Origin of the sequence: Dyella sp. (genome assembly GCF_051962475.1) — a bacterium.
Taxonomy (GTDB): domain Bacteria; phylum Pseudomonadota; class Gammaproteobacteria; order Xanthomonadales; family Rhodanobacteraceae; genus Dyella_A.
This window is the reverse complement of sequence record NZ_JBQCCF010000069.1, coordinates 316,820-338,163: the sequence shown is the minus strand read 5'-3', so window position 1 is coordinate 338,163 and position 21,344 is coordinate 316,820. Positions and strand designations below refer to the sequence as shown.

The window sequence follows — 21,344 nt, the reverse complement described above, 5'->3', positions numbered from 1 at the left end:
ATGGCTACCGAGCCGCAAGGCGGTCTAACCGAATACATCCAGCACCACCTGCACCACGATACGGTGCAGCTGGGCAACGGTCCGTTCATGGCCATCCACCTGGATTCGCTGGTGGTGTCCTTCGCGCTTGGACTGGTGTTCTGCCTGTGGTTCTGGCTGAAGGCGCGCAAGGCGACCTCGGGCGTGCCGTCCAAGGGGCAGGCGTTCGTCGAGCTGATCGTGGAGTTCGTCGACACCCAGGTGAAGGACACCTTCCACGGCGACCGCCGCACGGTTACGCCGCTGGCGCTGTCCATCTTCATGTGGGTGACCTTCATGAACACGATGGACCTGCTGCCGCTCGACGCGCCGGGGATGGCCATCAAGACCGTGGGCGGTGCGGAAATGGCGCACCACACCTTCTTCCGCTGGGTGCCCACGGCCGACATCAACACCACCATCGGTCTGGCGTTGTGCGTGTTCTTCATCGTGATCGGTCACGGCATGAAGGCCAAGGGCACGCTGGGTTTCGGCAAGGAGCTGGTGACCGCGCCGTTCCATGCCCACAACCCTATCGTCAAGCTGGCGCTGGTACCGGCCAACCTCGGTCTGAACATCATCGAATACCTGTCTAAGCCGGTGTCGCTGGCCATGCGACTGTTCGGCAATATGTACGGCGGCGAGCTGGTCTTCATGCTGATCGCCGGACTGTTCGCGGGCTGGATCAGCTTCCTTCCCGGCGTGCTGTTCAACACGGCGTGGGCGATCTTCCACATCCTGATCATCCTGCTCCAGGCGTTCATTTTCATGATGCTCACCATCGTGTACATCGCGACGGCGCACGAGCATCACTGACGCTTTTCCGCTTCCCACAGTTCGTTTCGTCTTTACCTTTACGATTCACAGGAGAACACCATGAACCTCGCTGAACTCATTTCCCATGTGCAGGGCCAGACCGCGATCGCCATCGGCATCATCATCGGCCTCGGCGCGCTCGGTGCCTGTCTGGGCATCGCGATCATGGGTTCGAAGTTCCTTGAGTCCGCTGCCCGTCAGCCGGAGCTGGTTCCGCTGCTGCAGGGCCGCATGTTCCTGCTCGCCGGCCTGATCGACGCGGCGTTCATCATCGGCTTGGCCGTGGCGCTGCTGTTCGCCTTCTCGAATCCGCTGACCGCCCAGGTCATCCAGAATTTCGCGAAGTAACAGTCCCCCGTTGATGACCGCCGTGGCTTCATGCCGCGGTGGTCAGGCGGCCCCCCGCGTTACGGAGTCAACGGAAAGCTCATGGATATCAATCTGACTTTCCTGGGCCAGATGGTGTCGTTCGCCATCCTGGTCTGGTTCACCACCAAGTTCATCTGGCCGCAGCTCAACGCAGCCATTGAAGAGCGCCAGAAGAAGGTCGCCGAAGGCTTGGCGGCTGCCGAGCGCGCGCGCGCCGAATTGAAGGACGCCGACGCCAAGGCGGCGGTCGAGATCAGGCAGGCGCGTCAGCAGGCGGCCGAGATCGTCGAGCGCGCCCAGCAGCAGGCCAACCAGATCGTCGACAAGGCTCGCGCCGAGGCGCTGGTCGAGGCGGCACGCGTGAAGGCAGCGGCGACGGAAGAAGTCGCCAGCATGCAACAGCGCGCCCGCGAAGAGCTGCGTGGCTGGGTCGGTCGCCTGGCGGTCCAGGGCGCCGAGAAGATCGTCCAGCGCGAGATCGACGCATCGGCGCACAAGGCCATGCTCGACCAGCTTGCTGCCGAGATCTGATCCATGAGCCAAGCCATCACTCTCGCTCGACCCTACGCACGCGCTGCCTTTGAGGTGGCGCGTGCGGCTGGCGACACCGGCACGTGGTCGCACGCGCTGGCGCTTGCCGCCATGGTCGCCAACGACGCACGGGTGAGCGATCTGGCCGGTGATCCGCGGGTGCAGCCGGCGCAGCTGGTTGCCCTGCATCTGCCGCGCGAGATGGCGGTCGATACGCCGTTCGGCCGTTTCCTGGCCGAGCTGGCCGAGCATCGCCGCCTGGCGCTGCTGCCGGAGATCGCTGCCCTGTACGAGACCTACAAGCGCGAGGCCGAGTCGCAGCTTCTGGTGAAGGTGACCAGCGCGATGGCCCTGGACGCCGCGCAGACGGAACAGCTGAAGGCTTCGCTGAAGCGCCGCTTCAAGCGCGAGATCGAACTGGAAACCCAGGTCGACGCCTCGCTGCTGGCAGGCGTGGTGATCGACACCGGCAGCGAAGTGATCGATGGCTCGGCGCGCGGTCGTCTCGACCGGCTCGCCAGCGCCCTCACGCACTGACACACGTTTCAAAAATCATCGGGTGCCGTTGACTCGGCGCGAACCCAAGGATAACGACCTATGTCCAGCACCACTCTCAACCCGTCCGAGATCAGCGAGCTGATCAAGAGCCGCATCGAGCAGTTCAAGCTCGGCGCGGAGGCCCGCAACGAGGGCACCATCATCAGCGTGTCCGACGGCATCGTGCGCATCCACGGTCTGGCGGACGTGATGCAGGGCGAAATGATCGAGCTGCCGGGCAGCGCGTATGCCCTGGCGCTCAACCTCGAGCGCGATTCGGTCGGCGCCGTGGTGCTCGGTGAATACCAGCACCTGCGCGAGGGCGACACCGCCAAGACCACCGGTCGCATCCTCGAGGTGCCGGTCGGTCCGGAGCTGCTCGGCCGCGTCGTCGACGCACTGGGCAACCCAATCGATGGCAAGGGTCCGCTCAACGCCAAGATCAATGCGCCGATCGAGAAGGTCGCGCCGGGCGTGATCTGGCGCAAGTCGGTCGATCAGCCGCTGCAGACCGGCTACAAGTCGGTCGACGCGATGATCCCGGTCGGCCGCGGCCAGCGTGAGCTGATCATCGGCGACCGCCAGACCGGCAAGACCGCGCTGGCGATCGACGCGATCATCGCGCAGAAGGATTCGGGCATTAAGTGCATCTACGTCGCGATCGGCCAGAAGCGCTCGTCGATCGCCAACGTGGTGCGCAAGCTGGAAGAGAACGGCGCGCTGGCCAACACCATCATCGTGGTGGCCTCGGCCTCCGAGTCGGCCGCGCTGCAGTACGTGGCGCCGTATTCGGGCTGCGCGATGGGCGAGTACTTCCGCGATCGCGGCGAAGACGCGCTGATCGTGTACGACGACTTGTCCAAGCAGGCCGTGGCCTACCGCCAGATCTCGCTGCTGCTCAAGCGCCCGCCGGGTCGCGAAGCCTACCCGGGCGACGTGTTCTATCTCCACTCGCGTCTGCTCGAGCGCGCCGCGCGCGTGTCCGAGGAGTACGTGGAGAAGTTCACCAACGGCGAAGTGAAGGGCAAGACTGGCTCGCTCACCGCGCTGCCGATCATCGAGACCCAGGGCGGCGACGTGTCGGCGTTCGTGCCGACCAACGTGATCTCGATCACCGACGGCCAGATCTTCCTGGAAACCGACCTGTTCAACGCCGGCATCCGTCCGGCCGTGAACGCCGGTATCTCGGTATCGCGCGTGGGTGGTGCGGCGCAGACCAAGATCGTCAAGAAGCTCTCAGGCGGCGTGAAGCTGGCGCTGGCGCAGTACCGTGAGCTGGCCGCGTTCGCGCAGTTCGCCTCGGACCTCGATCCGGCCACCCGCGCCCAGCTGGACCGCGGCCAGCGCGTGACCGAGCTGATGAAGCAGGCGCAGTACGCGCCGCTGTCGATCGCGGAGCTGGCGCTGTCGGTGTATGCAGCCGAGAAGGGCTACCTCGACGACCTGCCGGTGAACAAGGTGCTGGCGTTTGAAAAGGGCCTGCACGCGTTCTTCCACCAGAACCACGGCGAGCTGATGAAGAAGCTGGTCGCCACCGGTGACTGGAACGGCGAGATCGAGGGCACCTTCAAGGCCGGCCTGGACGAGTACAAGAAGACCGGCAGCTGGTAACCAGCAGCCTGCGCGGCGGTTGCTTGGCAACTGCCGCGTTCTCCGGTGACGCACCGGGATCGCAATAACCCACAAGGTTGAGGCAAACGTGGCAAGCGGACGCGAAATCAAAACCAAGATCAAGAGCACGCAGAACATGCGCAAGGTGACGCGTGCGCTGGAGATGGTCTCGGCCTCGAAGATCCGCCGCGCGCAGGACCTGATGAAGGCCTCGCGTCCCTACGCCCGGCAGATGCGTAAGGTGATTGCGCACGTGGCCCAGGCCAGCACCGACGTCGCCCATCCGTTCCTGGTGGAGCGCGAGAAGGTGGCGCGGGTGGGCTATATCGTCGTCAGCACCGATCGCGGGCTGTGCGGCGGTCTCAACTCCAACCTGTTCCGTCGCCTGCTGCCGGCGATCCGCGAGTGGCACGACAAGGGTGTCGAGGTCGACGTCGTCGCGATCGGCCAGAAGGCGGTGCAGTTCTTCCGCCGGCTGAAGGGCGTGAATCTGGTCGGCAGCGTCACCCATCTCGGCGAGAAGCCCAAGCTCGAGCAGCTGGTGGGTGTGATCAAGGTGGTGCTGGACGCCTACACCGACGGCAAGCTCGATCGCGTGGTGCTGGCGTACAACGACTTCGTCAACACCATGACGCAGAAGCCGACGCTGGACGCGCTGCTGCCGCTGCCGGTGGTCGCCGCCGAGCTGGAAGCGCACCAGGCGGCGGGCGAGTCGGCCTACGCCGGCATCAAGCTCGAGCAGACGCACGACTGGGACTACATCTACGAGCCCGACGCGGCCACGGTGCTGGTCCACGTGCTGAACCGCTACATCGAGTCGGTGGTGTACCAGGCGGTGCTGGAGAACCTCGCCAGCGAGCACGCCGCGCGCATGGTCGCCATGAAGAGCGCGTCGGACAACGCCAACAAGGTGATCGGCGAACTCACGCTGATCTACAACAAGGCGCGTCAGGCGGCGATCACCCAGGAAATCTCGGAAATCGTCGGCGGCGCCGCGGCGGTATAAGTGCAGGCATCCCTGCCTGCAAAAGCAGATCAAGAGCGTCCATCCATGGACGCACTATTCAAAAGAGCTGGCGACTGTCACCGGGCGCCGTGGTTTGACCAGACACTGAAAGATCCATTCGGAGCACACCCATGAGCCAGGGCAAAGTTGTACAGATCATCGGCGCGGTCATCGACGTGGAGTTCGCACGCGATCAGGTGCCGCAGGTTTACGACGCGCTGAAGATCGACGGCACCGACATCACGCTGGAAGTGCAGCAGGTGCTCGGCGACGGCATCGTGCGCACCATCGCGCTCGGTTCGACCGACGGCCTCAAGCGCGGCCTGGTGGCCCGCAACACCGGCGAAGGCATCAAGGTGCCGGTCGGCAAGGCCACGCTCGGCCGCATCATGGACGTGCTCGGCAACCCGATCGACGAGGCCGGCCCGGTCGGCGAGCAGGATCGCTGGGTGATCCACCGCGAGGCGCCGAGCTACGCCGACCAGGCGGCGGCGACCGACCTGCTGGAAACCGGCATCAAGGTGATCGACCTGATCTGCCCGTTCGCCAAGGGCGGCAAGGTCGGCCTGTTCGGCGGTGCCGGCGTGGGCAAGACCGTGAACATGATGGAGCTGATCAACAACATCGCCAAGGCGCACTCGGGTCTGTCCGTGTTCGCCGGCGTGGGCGAGCGTACCCGCGAGGGCAACGACTTCTACCACGAGATGAAGGACTCCAACGTGCTCGACAAGGTGGCCATGGTGTACGGCCAGATGAACGAGCCGCCGGGCAACCGTCTGCGCGTGGCGCTGACCGGCCTGACCATGGCCGAGTACTTCCGCGACGAGAAGGACGAGACCGGCAAGGGCAAGGACGTGCTGCTGTTCGTCGACAACATCTACCGCTACACCCTGGCCGGTACCGAGGTGTCCGCGCTGCTCGGCCGCATGCCGTCGGCAGTGGGTTACCAGCCGACGCTGGCCGAGGAAATGGGCGTGCTGCAGGAGCGCATCACCTCGACCAAGACCGGTTCGATCACCTCGATCCAGGCCGTGTACGTGCCCGCGGACGACCTGACCGACCCGTCGCCGGCCACCACCTTCGCCCACCTGGACGCGACCGTGGTGCTGAGCCGCAACATCGCCTCGCTCGGTATCTACCCCGCCGTGGATCCGCTCGATTCCACCAGCCGTCAGCTCGATCCGAACGTGATCGGCCAGGAGCACTACGACGTGGCCCGCCGCGTGCAGGGCACGCTGCAGCGCTACAAGGAGCTCAAGGACATCATCGCGATTCTGGGCATGGACGAGCTGTCGGAAGAGGACAAGCAGGCCGTGGCCCGCGCGCGCAAGTGCGAGCGCTTCTTCTCGCAGCCGTTCCACGTTGCCGAGGTGTTCACCGGCTCGCCGGGCAAGTACGTGTCGCTGAAGGAAACCATCCGCGGCTTCAAGATGATCGTCGACGGCGACGTGGACCACCTGCCGGAGCAGGCGTTCTACATGGTCGGCGGCATCGACGAGGCGATCAAGAAGGCCGAGGAGATGGGCGCCAAGAAGGCCGCCTGATCCCACGGGGCGGGTAAACCCGCCCCCAGCCTTACGCATCCGGAAGACCATCCATGACCCACACCATCCGCGTCGACGTCGTCAGTGCCGAAGCCGAGATCTACTCGGGCGAGGCAACGATGGTTGTTGCCACCGGCGAGCTGGGCGAGCTGGGCATCACCCCGCGCCACGCGCCGCTTATCACCCGTCTCAAGCCCGGCAAGGTCGTCGTGACCGAAGCCAGTGGCGAGAAGGTGGACATCTCCATCACTGGTGGCGGCATTCTCGAGGTGCAGCCGCAGGTCATCACCGTGCTGGCCGACAGCGCAATCCGCTCGGCCGACATCGACGAAGCGGCGGCGATCGAAGCCAAGCGTCAGGCCGAAGAGGCCTTGGCCAACCGCACCGACGCGATGGAGATCGCCGAGGCGCAGGCCAAGCTGGCCGAGGCGATCACCCAGTTGCAGGCGCTGGAGCGTCTGCGCCGCACGCTCAAGCACTGAACTGACTCTGCTTCGAGTCCCTGCAAACGCCGGCCTCGTGCCGGCGTTTTTGCATCCGTCCGCCATCGCGCCGGCGCGAGCTCGGGTCGGCCCGCTGATATTCTTGCGCATCGCTTCGCTCCCACTGGTGCCCCATGGAAGACTCCGCCCTGCACGTCATCGTCCTTGCTGCCGGCGAAGGCAAGCGCATGAAATCCCGGCGCGCCAAGGTGCTGATGCCGCTGGCCGGTCGGCCCTTGCTCGGCCATGTACTGGCGGCCGCACGCACCTTGCGGCCGGCAGCGATCCACGTGGTCTACGGCCACTGCGGCGATCAGGTGCAGGGCGCGTTCGCCGACCAACCGGACCTCGAGTGGGTAGAGCAGACCGAGCGCCTTGGTACCGGTCACGCCGTCGGCTACGCACTGGCACGAGTGCCGGACGGCGCGCGGGTACTGGTGCTCTACGGTGACGTGCCGCTGACTCGGCCGCAGACGCTGCAGGCCCTGGTCGCCACGCCGGACAAGCTCGCCCTGCTCACGACGCGGCTGGCCGATCCGTTCGGCTACGGTCGCGTGCTGTGCAACGAGGGAAAGGTACAGGCCGTGGTAGAGGAGAAGGACGCCGATGCCGCGCAGCGCACGGTCACCCTGATCAACACCGGCATCCTCGCCGCCGATGCCACCGACCTGCGCCGCTGGATCGGCCGGCTCGACCGCAACAACGCGCAGGGCGAGTACTACCTCACCGACATCTTCGCGATGGCCGCCGCCGAGGGCGCGGCCGCCCGTTCGGTGGAATGCGCCGACCCGGTGGAAGCGGCCGGCGCCAACAATCCGCTGCAGCTGGCCGAGCTGGAGGCGCAGTATCGGCAGCGTCGCGCCCACGAGCTGATGGTCGCGGGCGTGCGTCTGGCCGATCCGGCACGATTCGACGCGCGCGGCATCGTCGTGGCGGGCAGTGACGTGGAGATCGACGTCGACGTGATCTTCGAGGGCGAGGTAGTGCTGGGCGACGACGTGCGCGTGGGTGCCTTCACTCGCCTGCGCAACGTGCATCTCGCCGCCGGCACCGTGGTGCTCGCCCATTGCGATCTGGATGGCGTGGTCACCCATGGGCCATGCACGATCGGTCCGTTCGCGCGACTGCGCCCCGGGACCGAGCTTGCCGATGGCGTACACGTGGGCAATTTCGTCGAGATCAAGAAAGCAACCCTGGGCGTGGGCAGCAAGGCCAACCACCTCAGCTACATCGGCGACGCGCAGATCGGCGCCAGCGTGAACATCGGTGCGGGCACCATCACCTGCAACTACGACGGCGTGAACAAGCACCTCACCCGCATCGACGATGGCGCGTTCATTGGTTCCAACAGCGCGCTGGTGGCGCCGGTGCGTATCGGCGCCGGCGCCACCATCGGCGCCGGTTCGGTGATTACCAAGGATGCGCCCGACGGTGAACTCACGGTGGCACGAGGCCGGCAGCAGACACTGGCTGGCTGGCAGCGGCCAACCCGGAAGAAGTAGACGTAGAAGCGGGTCGGGCCTTCCGGTCGCGGCGCCGCCTGACGCCTATTACGCGTAACGCCAGCCGTCGATCTCCACCAGCAGCTCGCTGCGGCAGATGTCGCCGTGCAGCAGCAGCGCCGGCACACCCGGCAGGCGCTGCCGGAAGAAATCGCGCACTGCGCGGGCATCGGCAGGGTGGCGCACATAGGCCTTGAGCGGCGAGTGCGTGTCGAAGCCAGCCGGCATGCCGGCGCTGGAGAGCAGCGCTTCGAGATTCGCCAGTGTTTCTTCCAGCTGCGCCTGCAGGTCGTCGTGATGCGCCGAGGCGTGGCCGATCACCGCCGCGGTGCCGGATATGGCCAGTGCGTCGGTGCCGGGCAGGCGCATCGCCCGCGCGAAACTCGGCGGTGTGGGCCCGTACTGTCGCGGGTAGCGCCATGCGCTTACCTGGCGTGGATTCTCCACGCGCAGACCCGGTTGCGTGCTGGCCAATAGGTAGACCTGCAGCAGCGGTCGGCGATCGAGATGTCCGATCGCGGTGGCGGCGGGAAAGCCTTCGCCGAAGGCGTTCCCCATGCCGCGCGCACGGCCGTTGCAGAAGCGCTTGTAGCGCTCGGCGTCGCCCTCGCCATCGTTGATCGCGGTGAGGTAGTTCCACACCCGCAGCACATGCTGCTCGGGCTGCTCGGCGACGAAGCTGGCCAGCGCGCGATAGGCGTGTTCGGCGGTGGATTCCACGTCGCCGTGTTCGGTCTCGTCGAGGCTGATCGAGGCGAACAGCCAGCCGCCGCCGCGCGACCAGCGAATGGCCCCGGTGCACCCGGCCACTACCTCGCCCTCGACCGTCCAACACTCCAGTGGTGCGGGCGCGTCGAACGGCTCCAGGGCGAGCGCGAGCCAGCGCGGATCGTCCGCCTCGGCCCGGCCGGCGCCAAACCCGATCACCGCCAGCATGCCCGGCTCGGCCAGCGCTGCGCCGGCCTCCGTGTTGCGATACGACACCTGCGGCGCGCGGCAATGGGCTGTCTGCGCCGCCACCATTTCACATCCCTGAACCATGCGATCTACCGAGAACGACAAGGGCACCATGGTACACTCCACGCCCACTGCCACCGGGGGGAGGCAATGATTTTGGGGTACGGAAACGAGCATGGCAGAGCAGACCGCTGCACAACACGAACTGGCCACCCTGGTCATCGAGAGCCTCAACCTGGAGGCCGTCACCCCCGAACAGATCGATCCGGATGCTCCGCTCTTCGGCGGCGAGCTGGGGCTCGATTCTATCGACGCGCTGGAGATCTCGCTGGCCGTGTCCAAGCGCTACGGGTTCCAGCTGCGCTCGGACAATCCGGACAACCGCCGCATTTTCTCCAGCCTGCGCGCGCTGTCGGACCACATCGAGCAGCATCGCGCGGGCTGAGTCCGCGCCGGCCGCCGCGGCATCAGGCCGGTCCGGCCCGCAGTGCTCACCGCCAGGACGGTCTGCGTGCATGAGTGATGGTGTGATGCCAGTGCGATACCTGCCGCTGCGGCGCGTCACCCTCGCGCTGCTGCCGCTGTATCCGGTGTTGGCGATCGGTGGCGCGGTGACCCACCGCCCGGCGCTCGCGCTGGCTGCCTTGCTGCTGCTGGTCACGTTGTGGATGCTGCCGCGCCTGCTCGCTGGCGCCGCGCGCGCATGGCTCGGCTGGGGTGCGGCGATACTGGTGATGCTCGGCATGGCCTCGATCGGCTTGGCCGGTGGCCTGCTCGATGCCGTTCCCCTGATCATTCTTGCCGGGCTGGCGCTGTGGTTCGGCAGCACGCTGCGCGCCGGGCGCGAGCCGCGTGTGGCGCGCTTCATCCGCGTGCTCGAGGGCGAGGCGCAACTGGCGCAGCCCGGCGTCGCCCGCTATGCGCGCGGCGTCACCTTGTTCTGGACCGTTCTGCTTGCGCTGCAGGCGCTGGTTCTGGCCGGCCTGCTCGCCCATGAGCTCCTGCTGGTCGGCCCGCTGCCGTCCTGGGCGCTGATCTACCAGCACGTGGGCGGTTACCTCCTGATCCCGCTGGCGTTCGGCATGGAGTACGCATTCCGTCGCTGGTACCTGCGCCACGTCCACCAGACCGGGCTGCGCGCCCAGGCCCTGCAGATGATGCAGCGCTGGCCACAACTGCTGCACGACACGGACCGTCATCCATGAGCGTCGCCTACCAGACCACCTTCTCGATTCCGCCGACGCACCCCGCCCTGCGGGGACATTTCCCCGGCTATCCGCTGGTGCCGGGCGTGGTGCTGCTGGAGCAGGTTGCGCTTGCGCTGCGGGCATGGCGCGATCAGCGCCTGCAGCGCGTGGGCGAAGCCAAGTTCGTCGCGCCGCTGCTTCCCGGCGAGCTGGCCGAGCTGACCCTCAGCGACGCCGGTGCCCGTGCCCGTTTCGAAATTCGCCGCGGTGACGAGCTGCTGGCTCGGGGCCTGGTGGAAGGGGTCGGAGCATGAGCGGGCATTGGCAGAGTCGGCCCGAGGGCGGTGGACGCTTCGCGCTGTGGTTGATCCGCTCGATCGCGTTGTTGTGCGGCCGCCGCTGCGCGCGTGCGTTCCTGTATCCGATCACCGCCTATTTCTACCTGCGCCGCGCACCCGAGCGGCGGGCCTCGCATCAATACCTCAGCCGTGTGCTGGGACGGCCGGCGACCCGGCGCGAGGTGTTCCGCCACCTGCACTGCTTCGCGGCGATCACGATGGATCGCGTCTACCTGCTCGCGTATGGCGATCGTGCGTTCGAGATCGAGACGCAGGGGCTGGACCTGCTCGATGCACAGATCGGCAACGGCCGCGGCGTGCTGCTGCTGGGTTCGCACCACGGCAGTTTCGAGGCGCTGCGGGCGATCGGCGCGCGCCGACCCGACGTACCGCTGCGCGTGGTGCTGGACAAGCAGAAGACCCCGGCGATGACCGAGCTGCTCGAGGCGCTCGCTCCGGAGGTGGGCGCCAGCGTGATCGACGCCTCTCAGGACGGCACCTCGATCACCCTGGCGCTGGCTGAAGCCTGTCAGCGCGGCGCAATGGTCGCCCTTCTGGCTGATCGAGGCCGCGACCACGAGGCCCTGCGTCACGCGCCGTTCCTTGGCCGACCGGCGCCCTTTCCGGTGGGGCCATGGCTGCTTGCGCACGCGCTGCAGGTGCCGGTAATGCTCTGCTTCGGCCTGTACCTGGGCGGCAAGCGGTACCGACTGGTGTTCGAACCGGTGGCCGAACGGGTCCTGATTCCGCGCAACCAGCGCGGGCCGGCGCTGGACGCGCTCATCGCCCATTACGCCGCGCGGCTCGACCATTACGCCCGTCTCGCTCCCTACAACTGGTTCAATTTCTATGATTTCTGGCAGCAAGATCTGCGCGCTCCTGCTGAGCCTGAGCCTGCCGTCGTGGGCCAGCGCGTCAGCGCTTGACGCGCAGGCTCTGATCGCCTCGCTCGGCCGCCCCGCGCCCGCCCGCACGGCGTTCGCCGAGGCGCGCTTCATGAAGGTGCTCGACCGCCCGCTGGTGGTCTCCGGCGAGCTGGCTTGGCTGGGCGGGGACCGCCTGCAGCGCACCGTCACCGCGCCGCGCGCCGAGCGCTTCACGATTGCCGCGGGCGAAGTCACGCAGGAACGCGAGGGCCGCTCGCCGCGACATTTTTCGCTCAAGCACGCGCCGCAACTGCAGGGCCTGCTCGACAGCTTTGTCGCCTTGCTCAGTGGCGATCGGGGCCGCCTCGCCGAGGCGTTCCAGATCGAGCGCAGCGGTGATGACGCCGCCCGCTGGGCGCTCACCCTGACACCGCGCGATGCGCGCGTGGCGAACAAGGTGGCCAGCATCCGCATCGATGGCCAAGCGAACGAACCTCGCTGCATGGTGATGCAGGAGGCCGATGGCGACGTGGCGATCGACCTGCTCGGTCCGCTGGCTGCGAAGATGCCCGCTGCGCCCACCCGCGACGCGCTCGTGGCGTTGTGCCAGCAGCCGGCGTTTTGAGCGGCGTGCGTCCGGGCGCGCGGCTCGCGCTGCTGGCATGCTGGCTGCTCGCGCTAGGCGGCCTGGGTGCGCTGGTGGCGTGGCGGCTGCAGGTGAGTACCGACCTGCGCAGCTTCATGCCGGCACCGACCACGCCCGACCAGCGCCTGCTGATGGAACAGGTGGGCGACGGCCCGGGCTCGCGGCTGCTGCTGCTGGCGATCGAGGCGCGTTGCAAGGCGCCGGCTGCCTGCGTCAAGTCGGCGCAGCGCGATGCCACGCTGGCCGCGCTCAGCCAGGGGCTTGCCGCTGCGCTGAAGCAGGACCCGCGCTACAGCCAGGTGCTCAACGGCAGCTTCGATCTCGGTGCGCTCGATCCGGCGCTGCTGCCGTATCGCTACCTGCTCTCGCCCACGCTGGACTCCCAGCCGCTGGATGAGGCCTATCTCGCCGATCAGCTCGAGCAGCGGCTGGACGACCTGTCCTCGCCGGCCGCGGTGCTGCTGAAGGACCTGCTGCCGCGCGATCCCACCTTGGAAGTGCTCAAGCTGGCGCAGCGCTGGTCGCCGCCCAAATCTCCGGAGACACGCGAAAGCGTGTGGTTCTCGCCCCAGAACGAGGCGTTGCTGCTGGTGCAGACGCGGGCGGCGGGCTTCGATCCGGACGCGCAGCAGCAGGCCATCGACGGCATCCGCGCCGCCTTTGCGCGGCTGCCGCAGCACGAGGCGGCCACCCTCACGCTGAGCGGTCCGGGTTACTTCAGCGTGGTGGTGAATGCGCAGACCCGCGCGCAGGCGGATTGGATCGGGCGCATCTCCACCGTCGGCTTCATCGCCCTGCTGCTGCTGGCGTATCGCAGCGTGCGCTCGCTGCTGCTGGGCGCGTTGCCGGTGGCCAGCGCCGCGCTGGCCGGCATGGCTGCGCTGGTGCTGGTGTACCCGCAGGTGCACGGCATCACGCTGGCGTTCGGCTTCACCCTGCTGGGCGTGGCGCAGGAATACCCGATCCGCCTGCTCAGCCATCGCCGCGCCGGCGAGGATGCGCTCGCCAGCGCGCGTCAGCTGTGGCCGCTGCTGCTCACCGCGATCGCCTCGGCCTGCATCGCCTATCTCGCGTTCTACGCCTCGGGCGTGAATGGACTGAAGCAACTGGCGGTATTCACCATCACCGGCCTGCTGGTGGCCGGCTTCAGCACGCGCTACCTGCTGCCGCACCTGCTGCCCGTGCAGGTGCGCGACGTGGCCGGCATGCCGTGGCTGGTGAAGGCGCGCCACCTGGTCGACCGCCTGCCGCGTCCGCGCTGGGTACCCGTGCTCGTCGCTGCCGCCACCGTGCTGATGCTGGCCTTTGCGCCCGGCCCGTTCTGGCAGAACAACCTCGCCGCGCTCACGCCGCTGCCCACCGACCTGCTGCTGCGCGACGCCCGTCTGCGCGAGGCGCTGGGGGCGCCCGACGTGCGCTACCTGTTGCTGATCCAGGCGTCGACCGAGCAGGGTGTGCTCGAAGCATCCGAGCATCTGGAGCCAGCGATCGGCGCACTGGTCGCCCGCCACGCGGTGGATGCGATCGAGCTGCCGTCGAAATACCTGCCCAGCGAGGCAACCCAGCGCGCGCGCCAGGCGCGCTTGCCCGATCGCGCCACGCTGCAGGCGTCCCTGAGCAAGGCGCTGGATGGCCTGCCGTTCCTCCAGGACCTGTTCGCGCCGTTCGTGGCCGACGTGGAGACCGCTCGCAGCGCGCCGCTGCTCACGCCGGAACGCTATGCGCAAAGCCCGCTGGGCCAGCGCCTGGCCGCCATGCTTATGCACCGCGGCGACCACTGGCTGGGCCTGGGCACTGTGAGCGGCGTACATGACGTGGCCGCCATCGAGGCGATGGCCACCGCGCAGGGCGGCGGCGTGCGCCTGCTGGACATGAAGGGCGCCGCCGAATCACTCGTGGCCGCCTATCGCGTGCGCATCCTGCAGGCGCTGGGTGTAGCCACGCTGTTGCTGGTGCTCACCATCACCCTCTCGCTGCGCAGCGTGCGGCGTGCCTGGCACGTGCTGGCGCCGATGACGCTGGCCACCTTCCTGGTGCTGGCGGTGGAGCGCATGGCCGGCATCGAGATCTCGCTGTTCCACCTGATCGCGCTGATCCTCGCCGGCGGGCTGGGACTGCACTACGCACTGTTCTTCGAGCGCGAAACGGGCGACCCCGCCGAGCAACGCCGCACCTTGCACGCCACGCTGGTGTGCGTGGCCTCCGCGCTGCTGGTGTTCGGCATGCTCGCGTGGGCGAGTATCCCGGTGCTGCGCGCGATCGGGCTCACGGTGAGCCTGGGCGTGGCCTTCCATTTCTGCCTCTCGATCCTGATGGCGCCACATGCTCGACCAGACTGAGTTCGCCCCGTTGATTCCCCACGCCGGCCGCATGTGCCTGCTCGACGGCGTGGCCGCCTGGGATGCCACCACCATCCACGCGGTCAGCGACAGCCACGCGCTCGCCGACCATCCGCTGCGCGGCGCCGACGGCCACCTGCATGCCGTGCACCTGGCCGAATACGGCGCGCAGGCGATGGCCCTGCATGGCGCATTACGCGATCATGCGCAGGGCATCACGGCCGTGAAGCCAGGGCGGCTGGTCAGCCTGCGCGATGTGCAACTGGCGGTCGAACACGTGGACGCGGACGGCGGCCGTCTGGACGTCCATGCCGAGTGCCTGTTCGCCGATGACGCCGGCGCCCAGTACGCCTTTCGCGTCGAGCAGGGCGGGCGCCTGCTGGCTAGCGGGCGCGCCGCCGTGATCCATCCCCGGGAGCCAAGCCATGACTGATGCCAAGCCTCTCCGCCGCGCGCTCGTCACCGGCGGCAGCGGCGACCTCGGCGGTGCGATCTGCCGTGCGCTGGCCGATGCCGGCTATCACGTGATCGTGCACGCCAACCGCGGCCTTGAGCGTGCCGAGGCGGTGGCTGTCGCGATCCGCGACGCGGGCGGCCAGGCTCAGGCGGTAGCGTTCGACGTAGCCGACGCGGCCGCCACCCGTGCTGCGCTGGAGGCGCTGCTCGCCGAGGGCGCGATCCACGCCGTGGTCAACAACGCCGGCGTGCATGAGGACATGCCCATGGTCGGCATGACCGACGACGCTTGGCACCGCGTGATCGACGTCTCGCTGCACGGCTTCTTCCACGTCACTCAGCCGCTGTTGCTGCCGATGGCGCGCGCGCGTTTTGGTCGCGTAGTGTCGATCAGCTCGGTGGCGGCGGTGATCGGCAACCGCGGGCAGACCAACTACGCGGCGGCCAAGGCCGCGCTGCACGGCGCCAGCAAATCGCTGGCGCGCGAGATGGCCTCGCGCGGCATCACCGCCAACGTGGTGGCGCCGGGCATCATCGCGGGCAAGATGATCGGCGAGGATTTTCCGCCCGAGCGTATCCGCGAGATGGTGCCCGCGCAGCGCGCAGGCAAGCCGGAGGAAGTGGCCGCGCTGGTCGCCTTCCTGTGTTCGGACGCCGCCGGCTACATCAACGGGCAGGTGATCGGCGTGAACGGCGGCATGGGCTGAGAGATCGCGACAAACAGAAAGAGCGCCGCGTCGCCGCGGCGCCCTCAAATCATCGCACTATCGGTCAGTTGACGCCGAAGTCGTAAGCGCGCGCGGCCGCTGCGTTTTGCGCGAAGTAAGCCCAGAAGCCATAGCCCGCTGGCATCTCCGACATGGCCAGGAAGGCGTATTCCTCACCGGCCTGCAGCGGTGCCTTGGGCTCCAGGCTGTACTCGCCGTTGCCCAAGTCCTTCGAGGTCAGCTGAACTTCGCGATCGGTGGTGCTGCCACTGAAGACCACGTAGCGAGCCTCGCGGTCCTTCTTTTCGCCCAGATGGATCAGGCGAACGGTGAGCGGGTCCATGCTGGTAATGAACCGCGGCGTGCTGCCCGTGTGCTGCGAAGCGTGGCGACCGTCGATGAACATGAAGGTCTCCGGACCGCCGACATGGAACGGGATCCATGCCTTGCGGTAGGACAGCTCGGCGGTTACCCGCACCGGAGAAATAGCGGTACGTTGTCCGCTCGCATCGATGATCTCGAAGCTGCCGTTATGGCTGGTCGCCACGCCGGAGGTCGGGGCCGCGCTCGTGTTCGTCGCCGTGGCGGCGATCATCTTGCTGATCAGCGAGGAAGGAACGCCGGCCTTCTTGAGCTTTGCCAGCGCCTGCGGGCTGGTGTCGAAGTGATTGGGCGAAGCCTCGATCTTGGCACCGATGATCTCTGAGCCAAGCCCGAGTTTGACCATGTCGACCACTGCTTGATTGTCCAATGCAGTAGCCGCGAAGGCCGGAGTGGCCAGGCCCAGAAGCAGTGCGGCGAGCAGTCCTTTCATAAGAACAAACCTCCATGTCAGTTGAATGCGCAGTATGCCATGGGAGCCCCCTTATAGCGCCCCCTGTCCACTCTCAAATGGCTCGCGTCATGCATGGTCCTTCGCCGTATCCCTTCTTGCCGGTGACGGCAGCGACGTCGGCGAACAGCATCATCCGCCCGGGTGCATCCAGCACGTCGATCATCGGGTAGCTCAGCGCGCTCCCGCCATCTGTCGCTCCACGCTCGACGATGGTGGCGGCGAGGCTTTGCAGAAGAGCTATGTTTTCGCGCAGACGCTGGCGTACGCCAGCGTCGTCGAGCGCGCCGTGCAGTGTGGCGTTCATCGCGGCGAACCAGGCCAGCTCGCCCTGGTCGAGCATGGCGCGCGGGTTGCGCGCCTGCGACTGCGCATGCCACTGGCCGAAGAACGCTTGCATGCGTTCGTTGAGCGTACGCGCGGTTTCCAGTTCCTCCGCCAGCTCGGCGAACAGTGCCGCGTCAGTCAACCGCTGCTGGAACACCAGCTGGCACAGCACGCCCCAGTAGTAGGCGTAGTCCCAGATCACCTTGATCGGCATGACCTCGGCGTTGCCCAGCAACGGGTACTGGTGGCGGTAGAGCGCCAGCGTGCTCTCGTAGAACGAGCCGAACAGCCTCTCGTACAGCCGCGCGTAAGGCGCCACCGGCTCGCCCGCGCGATCGTGGCGGATCAGCTCGGTGATGTAGGTGTTGGTGATCGCGATGAAGTCGGTGCCGGGCGAGTAGAACGGGTCGAGGAATGCACCGGCCTCGCCGGTGAGCGCCCAGCGGTCGGCGCTGAACATGCGCGCGCAGCCGTAGGAGTAGTCGCGGAAGAAGGCAAAATCGAGCAGCTTGTCCTGGCGCTGGGCCACCTCGCGCGCCAGCGCGGGCTGGTGGGCGGCCAGCCACGCCTGCGCGCGTTCGAAGGTGTTCATCGACTCGATCGGGTGCATCGCCGCATCCGCCACGATGCCCACCGAATGCGCTCCCGAGGCCAGCGGAATCAGCCAGGTCCAGTAGCCGGGGCCGCACAGATGATTGGTGGAGCGCCAGCGCTCGGGCGGCGTGCAGCGATCCTGCCATTCGGCGTCGTTGCACCAGTCGTCGACGGCGAGACGGTCGTCCAGCCGGAACCACACGGCGTTGGCGTGGTGGCCGTTGTCGCGGGTGAGCTCGAGCTTGCGCCGGATCATGCCGGCGCGGCCGGACGCATCGAGCAGCCAGCGCGCGGTGAGCGTACGTTCGCCGCCACCGTCATCGGCAACACGCACCTGATGCGCATCGCCCTGCTTGCCGAGGGTGAAGCCGGTCACCCGCGCGCCGTCGCGAAAATCGATGCCGCGGCGCCGCGCCTCGTCACCCAGAAAATTCTCGAAGATGCCGCGATCGATCTGGTAGCTGGGCGTGGGCAGCACCTTGCGCACGCCCAGCTCGGTGACATCCTCAAGGTCGCTGCGACCGTCGCTGAAGAAGAAGCGGAAGCCGAACTTGCGGATGTGCGCGCTTTCCAGATGCTCGCGCAGGCCCAGAGTGTGAGCGAGGTAGTGCGCACCGATCTCCACGGTGGACTCACCGACCTTGTGCGCGGCTTCCGGCAGCGGATGTGCGCGGCGCTCCAGCACCACGATGTCCAGCTCGGGGAAGGCATCGCGCAGCTGCAGCGCCAGGCACAGTCCGGCCAGCCCGCCGCCGAGGATCACCGCATCATGCGTCGTCTCGCCCATGTCCATCCCGTCCCGGAGTCCGTCCCGATTGTGCACGCATGCGCGCGCCGCTGCAGCCGGGGCGGTGTGAAGGCGGACGCGCCGGACTAGACGTCGTGCAGCACGGTGGGGGCGCGGCGCGAGCGGCGGTAGCTGGCGATGATGGCGCCGTAATGGATCACCCGGCCGATGGTGTAGGTGGTGATGCGGGTGACGTCGCGCACGGGCTTGAAGTGGCTGAGCCGGAACGTGCCGTGGTAACGCGAGGCGATCGGCACCGAGACCATGCCCAGCCCCTTCTCGCGCGCGGCGGCGATCAGGATCGCCGCCTCGAACACGAAGTTTTCCGCCGGCAGGTCGACCAGCTCGAGCGCCTCGCGCGGATACCAGCGCTGGCCGCTCTGGGTGTCGGCCACCGGCTGCGCGCAGGCCCAGGAGATGCCCCAGTCGGCCACGCCATTGGCGCGGCGGCGGCCCTTGGGTTGCTGCTCGCGATCGAGCAGGCGCGCGCCGATCACGATGTGGCGCGGGTAGCGCCGCGCCGCGGCGAGCAGGCGCGGGATGTCGCTGGCCAGGTGCTGGCCGTCGCCGTCCATCGTCAGCACTGCCTTGTAGCCCTGCCGCAGCGCCTCGCGAAAGCCGCTGCGCAGCGCCTCGCCCTTGCCGCGCCGCGTAGCGTGGCGGATCAGCGTGACCGGCAGCTGCGCCACCAGGTCGGGCGTGCGGTCATCCGAGCCGTCGTCGATCACGATCACCGGCGCCTCGAGCGCCAGCACCGCGCCCACTACCGTCTCGATCGCTGCCTCCTCGTTGAGGCAGGGAATCAGCACGCACCATCGGGGCAGATCGTTCAACCGGGATACTCCATGTCCAGATGCAACTCCATCGAAGGCGAGGCCGCGACGCGCGCGTGCGCCTCGCGTCGCAGCAGGGGTACAAGCAGGTCGAGCGCACGCGCGGCGGGATTGCCGGCACGCCAGGTCGCCAGTGGCTCGGGCAGCGGCGTTGTGGCCGATTCGCCTGCGGGCGACAACTGTAGCGAGAGTGTGGCCAGTGCCGTGTCGACCGCGGCTGGCGCGAGCACCATCGCCGCGCCGAACGATTGCGTGCAGCCGGTGACCTCTGCAAGCGGACCGCTGCCGGCAACGTCACTGCATACCAGAAGTATCGGCCGTCGGTCGGCGAGCACCAGGCTGACCGCCTCCAGCAGTCCAGCGCCGAAGGAATGCGTGTGCGCGCATACGGCGGTGGAAGCGGCGTGGCAGCCGGTCGCGATGGTCCAGTAGCCGACCGGCGCGTTGTGCACCGAATTGTGGAACCTGGTCGGCGACAGCTCGGTGGGCGTGCTCGCCAGCGTGGCGCACATGTAATCGGTGATCGCCTGGTCGCCGTGGCTGGAGGTGAACACGCAGGCCAGTTCGCTCGCGGCGCGGCCGCTCATGGCCACCGCCTGGTCGGCGACTTCGGCGGCCAGCAGCACGCTTTCCGGCGCGCGGCGGCGCTCGTTCGGCGGCAGCGTGGTCGCGCCCGGGCGTGCCGGCGGTGCGCTCACTGCCTCGCCGGCAAGCAGCGCACGCAGCGCGTCCATGTTGCCCAACTGCGGCGTCCACACGCCCAGGCCCTGTACCGCGATGCGTAGGACACTCATGCGGCCCTCTCCGCGCGGGCGAAGGCGAGGCAGGCGTTGTTGCCGCCGAAGCCGAAGGAATTGCTCAGCGCGATGCGCAGCGGCCGGTGCTCGTTGTGCCAGGCGAACTGCGGGCCGCAGCCGGGATCCGGATGGCCGCCACCGAGGTTCCCTGGCACCAGGCCTTCGCGCAGCGCGAGCAGGGTGATCGCCGCTTCGACGATGCCAGCGGCGCCCAGCGTGTGCCCGGTGAAACCCTTGGTGGAGCTGGCACGCGTATGGGGGGCGAAGCTGCGGCTGACCAAGGCGGCTTCCACCTCGTCGTTCTTCTGGCTCGCCGTGCCGTGCAGATTGATGTAGTCCACCAGGCCGGCGGTAATGCCGGCGCGAGCCAACGCATCGCGCAGGGCGAGCTCCGCGCCCAACCCTTCCGGATGCGGCGTGGACATGTGGTGCGCGTCGGTGGACTCGCCATAGCCGATCAGGCGCGGTGCATCGGGGGCGGCGTCGACGCGCTCCAGCAGCGCGAAGCCCGCGGCCTCGCCGATCGAGATGCCGCGGCGGTCCGCGTCGAACGGCGTGCAGGGGTCGGGCGACACCAGCCCCAGCGCGTTGAAGCCGAACAGCACGCTGTCACACAGCGTGTCCACCCCGCCGACCACGGCCGCATCGACCAGGCCGAGCCGGATCAACCGCTCGGCGTTGGCAAACACCTTGGCGCTGGACGAGCACGCGGTGGACACGGTCAGGCACGGGCCTTCCAGCCCCAGCGCGGCCGCCACGAACGCGCACAGCGAGTGCGGCGCGTGGATCGCCGGGCGCAGCAGGTCGTCGGGCAGGCCGCCGTCGGCATCGAGCCGGCGATAGCCTTCCTCGGTGGCGCCGATGCTGGCGGTGGAGGTGCCCAGCATCAGCGCGATGCGACCGGCGCCGTAGCGAGTACGCGCCGCCGCCACGCGGTCGAGGAAGCCGTCCTGGTTCAGGCCCAGCCAGGCCAGCCGGTTGTTGCGGCATTCCCACGCCATCAGCGATGCGGGCAGCGGCGCGTCCTCCACGCCGTCCACCTGGCCGATCCAGCACGGCAGCGGTGCGCTGGAGAACGCGTTGGAGCGCAAGCCACCGCGTTCCGCCAGCAGGGCATCGAGATGTGCATGCAGGCCGTGACCGAGGGCGGAGGTGGCGGTGTAGGCGCTGACAGCGAGAGGGACGATCGGATCGGGCATCGGGAAAGCCTAGCCGCGCCATCCGGACTTGCCTAGGGACAATGGAACGCTGCGGTCAGCCCG

Annotated in this window: 23 protein-coding genes; 17 read left to right on the top strand and 6 right to left on the bottom strand. The window is 67.9% G+C overall.

All coding sequences use genetic code 11. The annotated features are described in order from the left end of the window. From atpB to glmU, 9 genes are all read left to right on the top strand, one after another. A complete protein-coding gene (gene atpB, locus ACTHJF_RS16765; RefSeq protein WP_440268114.1) occupies positions 1–834 on the top strand; it encodes a F0F1 ATP synthase subunit A in 834 nt (277 codons plus the stop codon). 60 nt (positions 835–894) lie between these two features. Next, positions 895–1,182, top strand: coding sequence for a F0F1 ATP synthase subunit C (gene atpE, locus ACTHJF_RS16760; RefSeq protein ID WP_431634859.1), 288 nt, complete (start codon positions 895–897; stop codon positions 1,180–1,182). Between the two features lie 81 nt (positions 1,183–1,263). Further along, a complete protein-coding gene (locus ACTHJF_RS16755; protein WP_440268113.1) occupies positions 1,264–1,734 on the top strand; it encodes a F0F1 ATP synthase subunit B in 471 nt (156 codons plus the stop codon). 3 nt (positions 1,735–1,737) lie between these two features. Next, a complete protein-coding gene (locus ACTHJF_RS16750; protein ID WP_440268112.1) occupies positions 1,738–2,271 on the top strand; it encodes a F0F1 ATP synthase subunit delta in 534 nt (177 codons plus the stop codon). Between the two features lie 60 nt (positions 2,272–2,331). After that, a complete protein-coding gene (gene atpA / locus ACTHJF_RS16745; RefSeq protein ID WP_440268111.1) occupies positions 2,332–3,882 on the top strand; it encodes a F0F1 ATP synthase subunit alpha in 1,551 nt (516 codons plus the stop codon). Between the two features lie 88 nt (positions 3,883–3,970). Beyond that, positions 3,971–4,888, top strand: coding sequence for a F0F1 ATP synthase subunit gamma (gene atpG, locus ACTHJF_RS16740; protein WP_440259610.1), 918 nt, complete (start codon positions 3,971–3,973; stop codon positions 4,886–4,888). A 131-nt stretch (positions 4,889–5,019) separates the two neighbouring features. Then, positions 5,020–6,432 (top strand): F0F1 ATP synthase subunit beta, encoded by a 1,413-nt coding sequence (gene atpD / locus ACTHJF_RS16735; protein ID WP_431634849.1) that lies wholly within the window; start codon positions 5,020–5,022, stop codon positions 6,430–6,432. A gap of 53 nt (positions 6,433–6,485) precedes the next feature. Continuing rightward, complete coding sequence (locus tag ACTHJF_RS16730) at positions 6,486–6,914, top strand: F0F1 ATP synthase subunit epsilon (RefSeq protein WP_440268110.1); 429 nt, start codon at positions 6,486–6,488, stop codon at positions 6,912–6,914. Between the two features lie 134 nt (positions 6,915–7,048). Further along, entirely contained in the window at positions 7,049–8,416 is a 1,368-nt protein-coding gene (gene glmU, locus ACTHJF_RS16725; RefSeq protein WP_440268109.1) for a bifunctional UDP-N-acetylglucosamine diphosphorylase/glucosamine-1-phosphate N-acetyltransferase GlmU, read from the top strand. A gap of 48 nt (positions 8,417–8,464) precedes the next feature. Here glmU and ACTHJF_RS16720 read toward each other — a convergent pair whose 3' ends face one another. Next, positions 8,465–9,457: a pteridine-dependent deoxygenase gene (locus tag ACTHJF_RS16720; protein ID WP_440268108.1), complete on the bottom strand. Its 993-nt coding sequence runs from the start codon at positions 9,455–9,457 to the stop codon at positions 8,465–8,467. Positions 9,458–9,548: 91 nt separating this feature from the next. Between ACTHJF_RS16720 and ACTHJF_RS16715 the strand changes: the two genes are divergently transcribed. The 8 genes from ACTHJF_RS16715 to fabG all read left to right on the top strand — a co-directional run bounded on the left by ACTHJF_RS16715 (position 9,549) and on the right by fabG (position 15,912). Further along, positions 9,549–9,818 carry a phosphopantetheine-binding protein gene (locus tag ACTHJF_RS16715; RefSeq protein WP_440257903.1) on the top strand — a complete coding sequence of 90 codons (270 nt, stop codon included), beginning with the start codon at positions 9,549–9,551 and terminating at the stop codon, positions 9,816–9,818. Between the two features lie 85 nt (positions 9,819–9,903). Beyond that, the gene (locus ACTHJF_RS16710) at positions 9,904–10,578 is read left to right on the top strand and encodes a xanthomonadin biosynthesis protein (RefSeq protein WP_440268107.1); all 675 of its coding nucleotides are present in this window, start codon (positions 9,904–9,906) and stop codon (positions 10,576–10,578) included. Next, a complete protein-coding gene (locus ACTHJF_RS16705) occupies positions 10,575–10,874 on the top strand; it encodes a hydroxymyristoyl-ACP dehydratase (RefSeq protein ID WP_440268106.1) in 300 nt (99 codons plus the stop codon). Before ACTHJF_RS16710 ends, ACTHJF_RS16705 begins: the two co-directional genes overlap by 4 nt. Then, complete coding sequence (locus ACTHJF_RS16700; protein WP_440268105.1) at positions 10,871–11,824, top strand: LpxL/LpxP family acyltransferase; 954 nt, start codon at positions 10,871–10,873, stop codon at positions 11,822–11,824. The genes ACTHJF_RS16705 and ACTHJF_RS16700 overlap by 4 nt, the downstream gene beginning before the upstream one ends. Further along, positions 11,748–12,389 carry a LolA-related protein gene (locus ACTHJF_RS16695; RefSeq protein ID WP_440268104.1) on the top strand — a complete coding sequence of 214 codons (642 nt, stop codon included), beginning with the start codon at positions 11,748–11,750 and terminating at the stop codon, positions 12,387–12,389. Before ACTHJF_RS16700 ends, ACTHJF_RS16695 begins: the two co-directional genes overlap by 77 nt. Before the next feature lie 5 nt (positions 12,390–12,394). Beyond that, positions 12,395–14,749, top strand: a complete 2,355-nt coding sequence (locus ACTHJF_RS16690; protein ID WP_440268172.1) for an MMPL family transporter — start codon at positions 12,395–12,397, stop codon at positions 14,747–14,749. Next, positions 14,733–15,182 carry a phosphotransferase gene (locus ACTHJF_RS16685; protein WP_440268103.1) on the top strand — a complete coding sequence of 150 codons (450 nt, stop codon included), beginning with the start codon at positions 14,733–14,735 and terminating at the stop codon, positions 15,180–15,182. Before ACTHJF_RS16690 ends, ACTHJF_RS16685 begins: the two co-directional genes overlap by 17 nt. Beyond that, entirely contained in the window at positions 15,175–15,912 is a 738-nt protein-coding gene (gene fabG, locus ACTHJF_RS16680; RefSeq protein ID WP_440268102.1) for a 3-oxoacyl-ACP reductase FabG, read from the top strand. The genes ACTHJF_RS16685 and fabG overlap by 8 nt, the downstream gene beginning before the upstream one ends. Positions 15,913–15,976: 64 nt before the next feature. On the opposite strand, the gene ACTHJF_RS16675 is transcribed toward fabG, so the two are convergent. The 5 genes from ACTHJF_RS16675 to ACTHJF_RS16655 all read right to left on the bottom strand — a co-directional run bounded on the left by ACTHJF_RS16675 (position 15,977) and on the right by ACTHJF_RS16655 (position 21,281). Continuing rightward, positions 15,977–16,726, bottom strand: coding sequence for a hypothetical protein (locus tag ACTHJF_RS16675; protein WP_440268101.1), 750 nt, complete (start codon positions 16,724–16,726; stop codon positions 15,977–15,979). Between the two features lie 73 nt (positions 16,727–16,799). Then, on the bottom strand, positions 16,800–18,452 hold the full coding sequence (locus ACTHJF_RS16670) for an NAD(P)/FAD-dependent oxidoreductase (protein ID WP_440268100.1): 1,653 nt from the start codon (positions 18,450–18,452) through the stop codon (positions 16,800–16,802). A gap of 86 nt (positions 18,453–18,538) precedes the next feature. Further along, positions 18,539–19,285: a glycosyltransferase family 2 protein gene (locus tag ACTHJF_RS16665; protein WP_440268099.1), complete on the bottom strand. Its 747-nt coding sequence runs from the start codon at positions 19,283–19,285 to the stop codon at positions 18,539–18,541. After that, complete coding sequence (locus tag ACTHJF_RS16660; protein ID WP_440268097.1) at positions 19,282–20,079, bottom strand: beta-ketoacyl synthase chain length factor; 798 nt, start codon at positions 20,077–20,079, stop codon at positions 19,282–19,284. Before ACTHJF_RS16660 ends, ACTHJF_RS16665 begins: the two co-directional genes overlap by 4 nt. After that, entirely contained in the window at positions 20,076–21,281 is a 1,206-nt protein-coding gene (locus ACTHJF_RS16655) for a beta-ketoacyl-[acyl-carrier-protein] synthase family protein (RefSeq protein WP_440268096.1), read from the bottom strand. The genes ACTHJF_RS16660 and ACTHJF_RS16655 overlap by 4 nt, the downstream gene beginning before the upstream one ends. Between the last annotated feature and the right edge of the window lie 63 nt (positions 21,282–21,344).

What these genes read in the sequence shown, in the direction of transcription:
- atpB (WP_440268114.1), top strand. Translation starts at nt 1, where the DNA reads ATGGCTACCGAGCCGCAAGGCGGTCTAACCGAATACATCCAGCACCAC.
- atpE (WP_431634859.1), top strand. Translation starts at nt 895, where the DNA reads ATGAACCTCGCTGAACTCATTTCCCATGTGCAGGGCCAGACCGCGATC.
- ACTHJF_RS16755 (WP_440268113.1), top strand. Translation starts at nt 1,264, where the DNA reads ATGGATATCAATCTGACTTTCCTGGGCCAGATGGTGTCGTTCGCCATC.
- ACTHJF_RS16750 (WP_440268112.1), top strand. Translation starts at nt 1,738, where the DNA reads ATGAGCCAAGCCATCACTCTCGCTCGACCCTACGCACGCGCTGCCTTT.
- atpA (WP_440268111.1), top strand. Translation starts at nt 2,332, where the DNA reads ATGTCCAGCACCACTCTCAACCCGTCCGAGATCAGCGAGCTGATCAAG.
- atpD (WP_431634849.1), top strand. Translation starts at nt 5,020, where the DNA reads ATGAGCCAGGGCAAAGTTGTACAGATCATCGGCGCGGTCATCGACGTG.
- ACTHJF_RS16730 (WP_440268110.1), top strand. Translation starts at nt 6,486, where the DNA reads ATGACCCACACCATCCGCGTCGACGTCGTCAGTGCCGAAGCCGAGATC.
- glmU (WP_440268109.1), top strand. Translation starts at nt 7,049, where the DNA reads ATGGAAGACTCCGCCCTGCACGTCATCGTCCTTGCTGCCGGCGAAGGC.
- ACTHJF_RS16720 (WP_440268108.1), bottom strand. Translation starts at nt 9,457, where the DNA reads ATGGTTCAGGGATGTGAAATGGTGGCGGCGCAGACAGCCCATTGCCGC.
- ACTHJF_RS16715 (WP_440257903.1), top strand. Translation starts at nt 9,549, where the DNA reads ATGGCAGAGCAGACCGCTGCACAACACGAACTGGCCACCCTGGTCATC.
- ACTHJF_RS16710 (WP_440268107.1), top strand. Translation starts at nt 9,904, where the DNA reads ATGCCAGTGCGATACCTGCCGCTGCGGCGCGTCACCCTCGCGCTGCTG.
- ACTHJF_RS16705 (WP_440268106.1), top strand. Translation starts at nt 10,575, where the DNA reads ATGAGCGTCGCCTACCAGACCACCTTCTCGATTCCGCCGACGCACCCC.
- ACTHJF_RS16700 (WP_440268105.1), top strand. Translation starts at nt 10,871, where the DNA reads ATGAGCGGGCATTGGCAGAGTCGGCCCGAGGGCGGTGGACGCTTCGCG.
- ACTHJF_RS16695 (WP_440268104.1), top strand. Translation starts at nt 11,748, where the DNA reads ATGATTTCTGGCAGCAAGATCTGCGCGCTCCTGCTGAGCCTGAGCCTG.
- ACTHJF_RS16685 (WP_440268103.1), top strand. Translation starts at nt 14,733, where the DNA reads ATGCTCGACCAGACTGAGTTCGCCCCGTTGATTCCCCACGCCGGCCGC.
- fabG (WP_440268102.1), top strand. Translation starts at nt 15,175, where the DNA reads ATGACTGATGCCAAGCCTCTCCGCCGCGCGCTCGTCACCGGCGGCAGC.
- ACTHJF_RS16675 (WP_440268101.1), bottom strand. Translation starts at nt 16,726, where the DNA reads ATGAAAGGACTGCTCGCCGCACTGCTTCTGGGCCTGGCCACTCCGGCC.
- ACTHJF_RS16670 (WP_440268100.1), bottom strand. Translation starts at nt 18,452, where the DNA reads ATGGGCGAGACGACGCATGATGCGGTGATCCTCGGCGGCGGGCTGGCC.
- ACTHJF_RS16660 (WP_440268097.1), bottom strand. Translation starts at nt 20,079, where the DNA reads ATGAGTGTCCTACGCATCGCGGTACAGGGCCTGGGCGTGTGGACGCCG.
- ACTHJF_RS16655 (WP_440268096.1), bottom strand. Translation starts at nt 21,281, where the DNA reads ATGCCCGATCCGATCGTCCCTCTCGCTGTCAGCGCCTACACCGCCACC.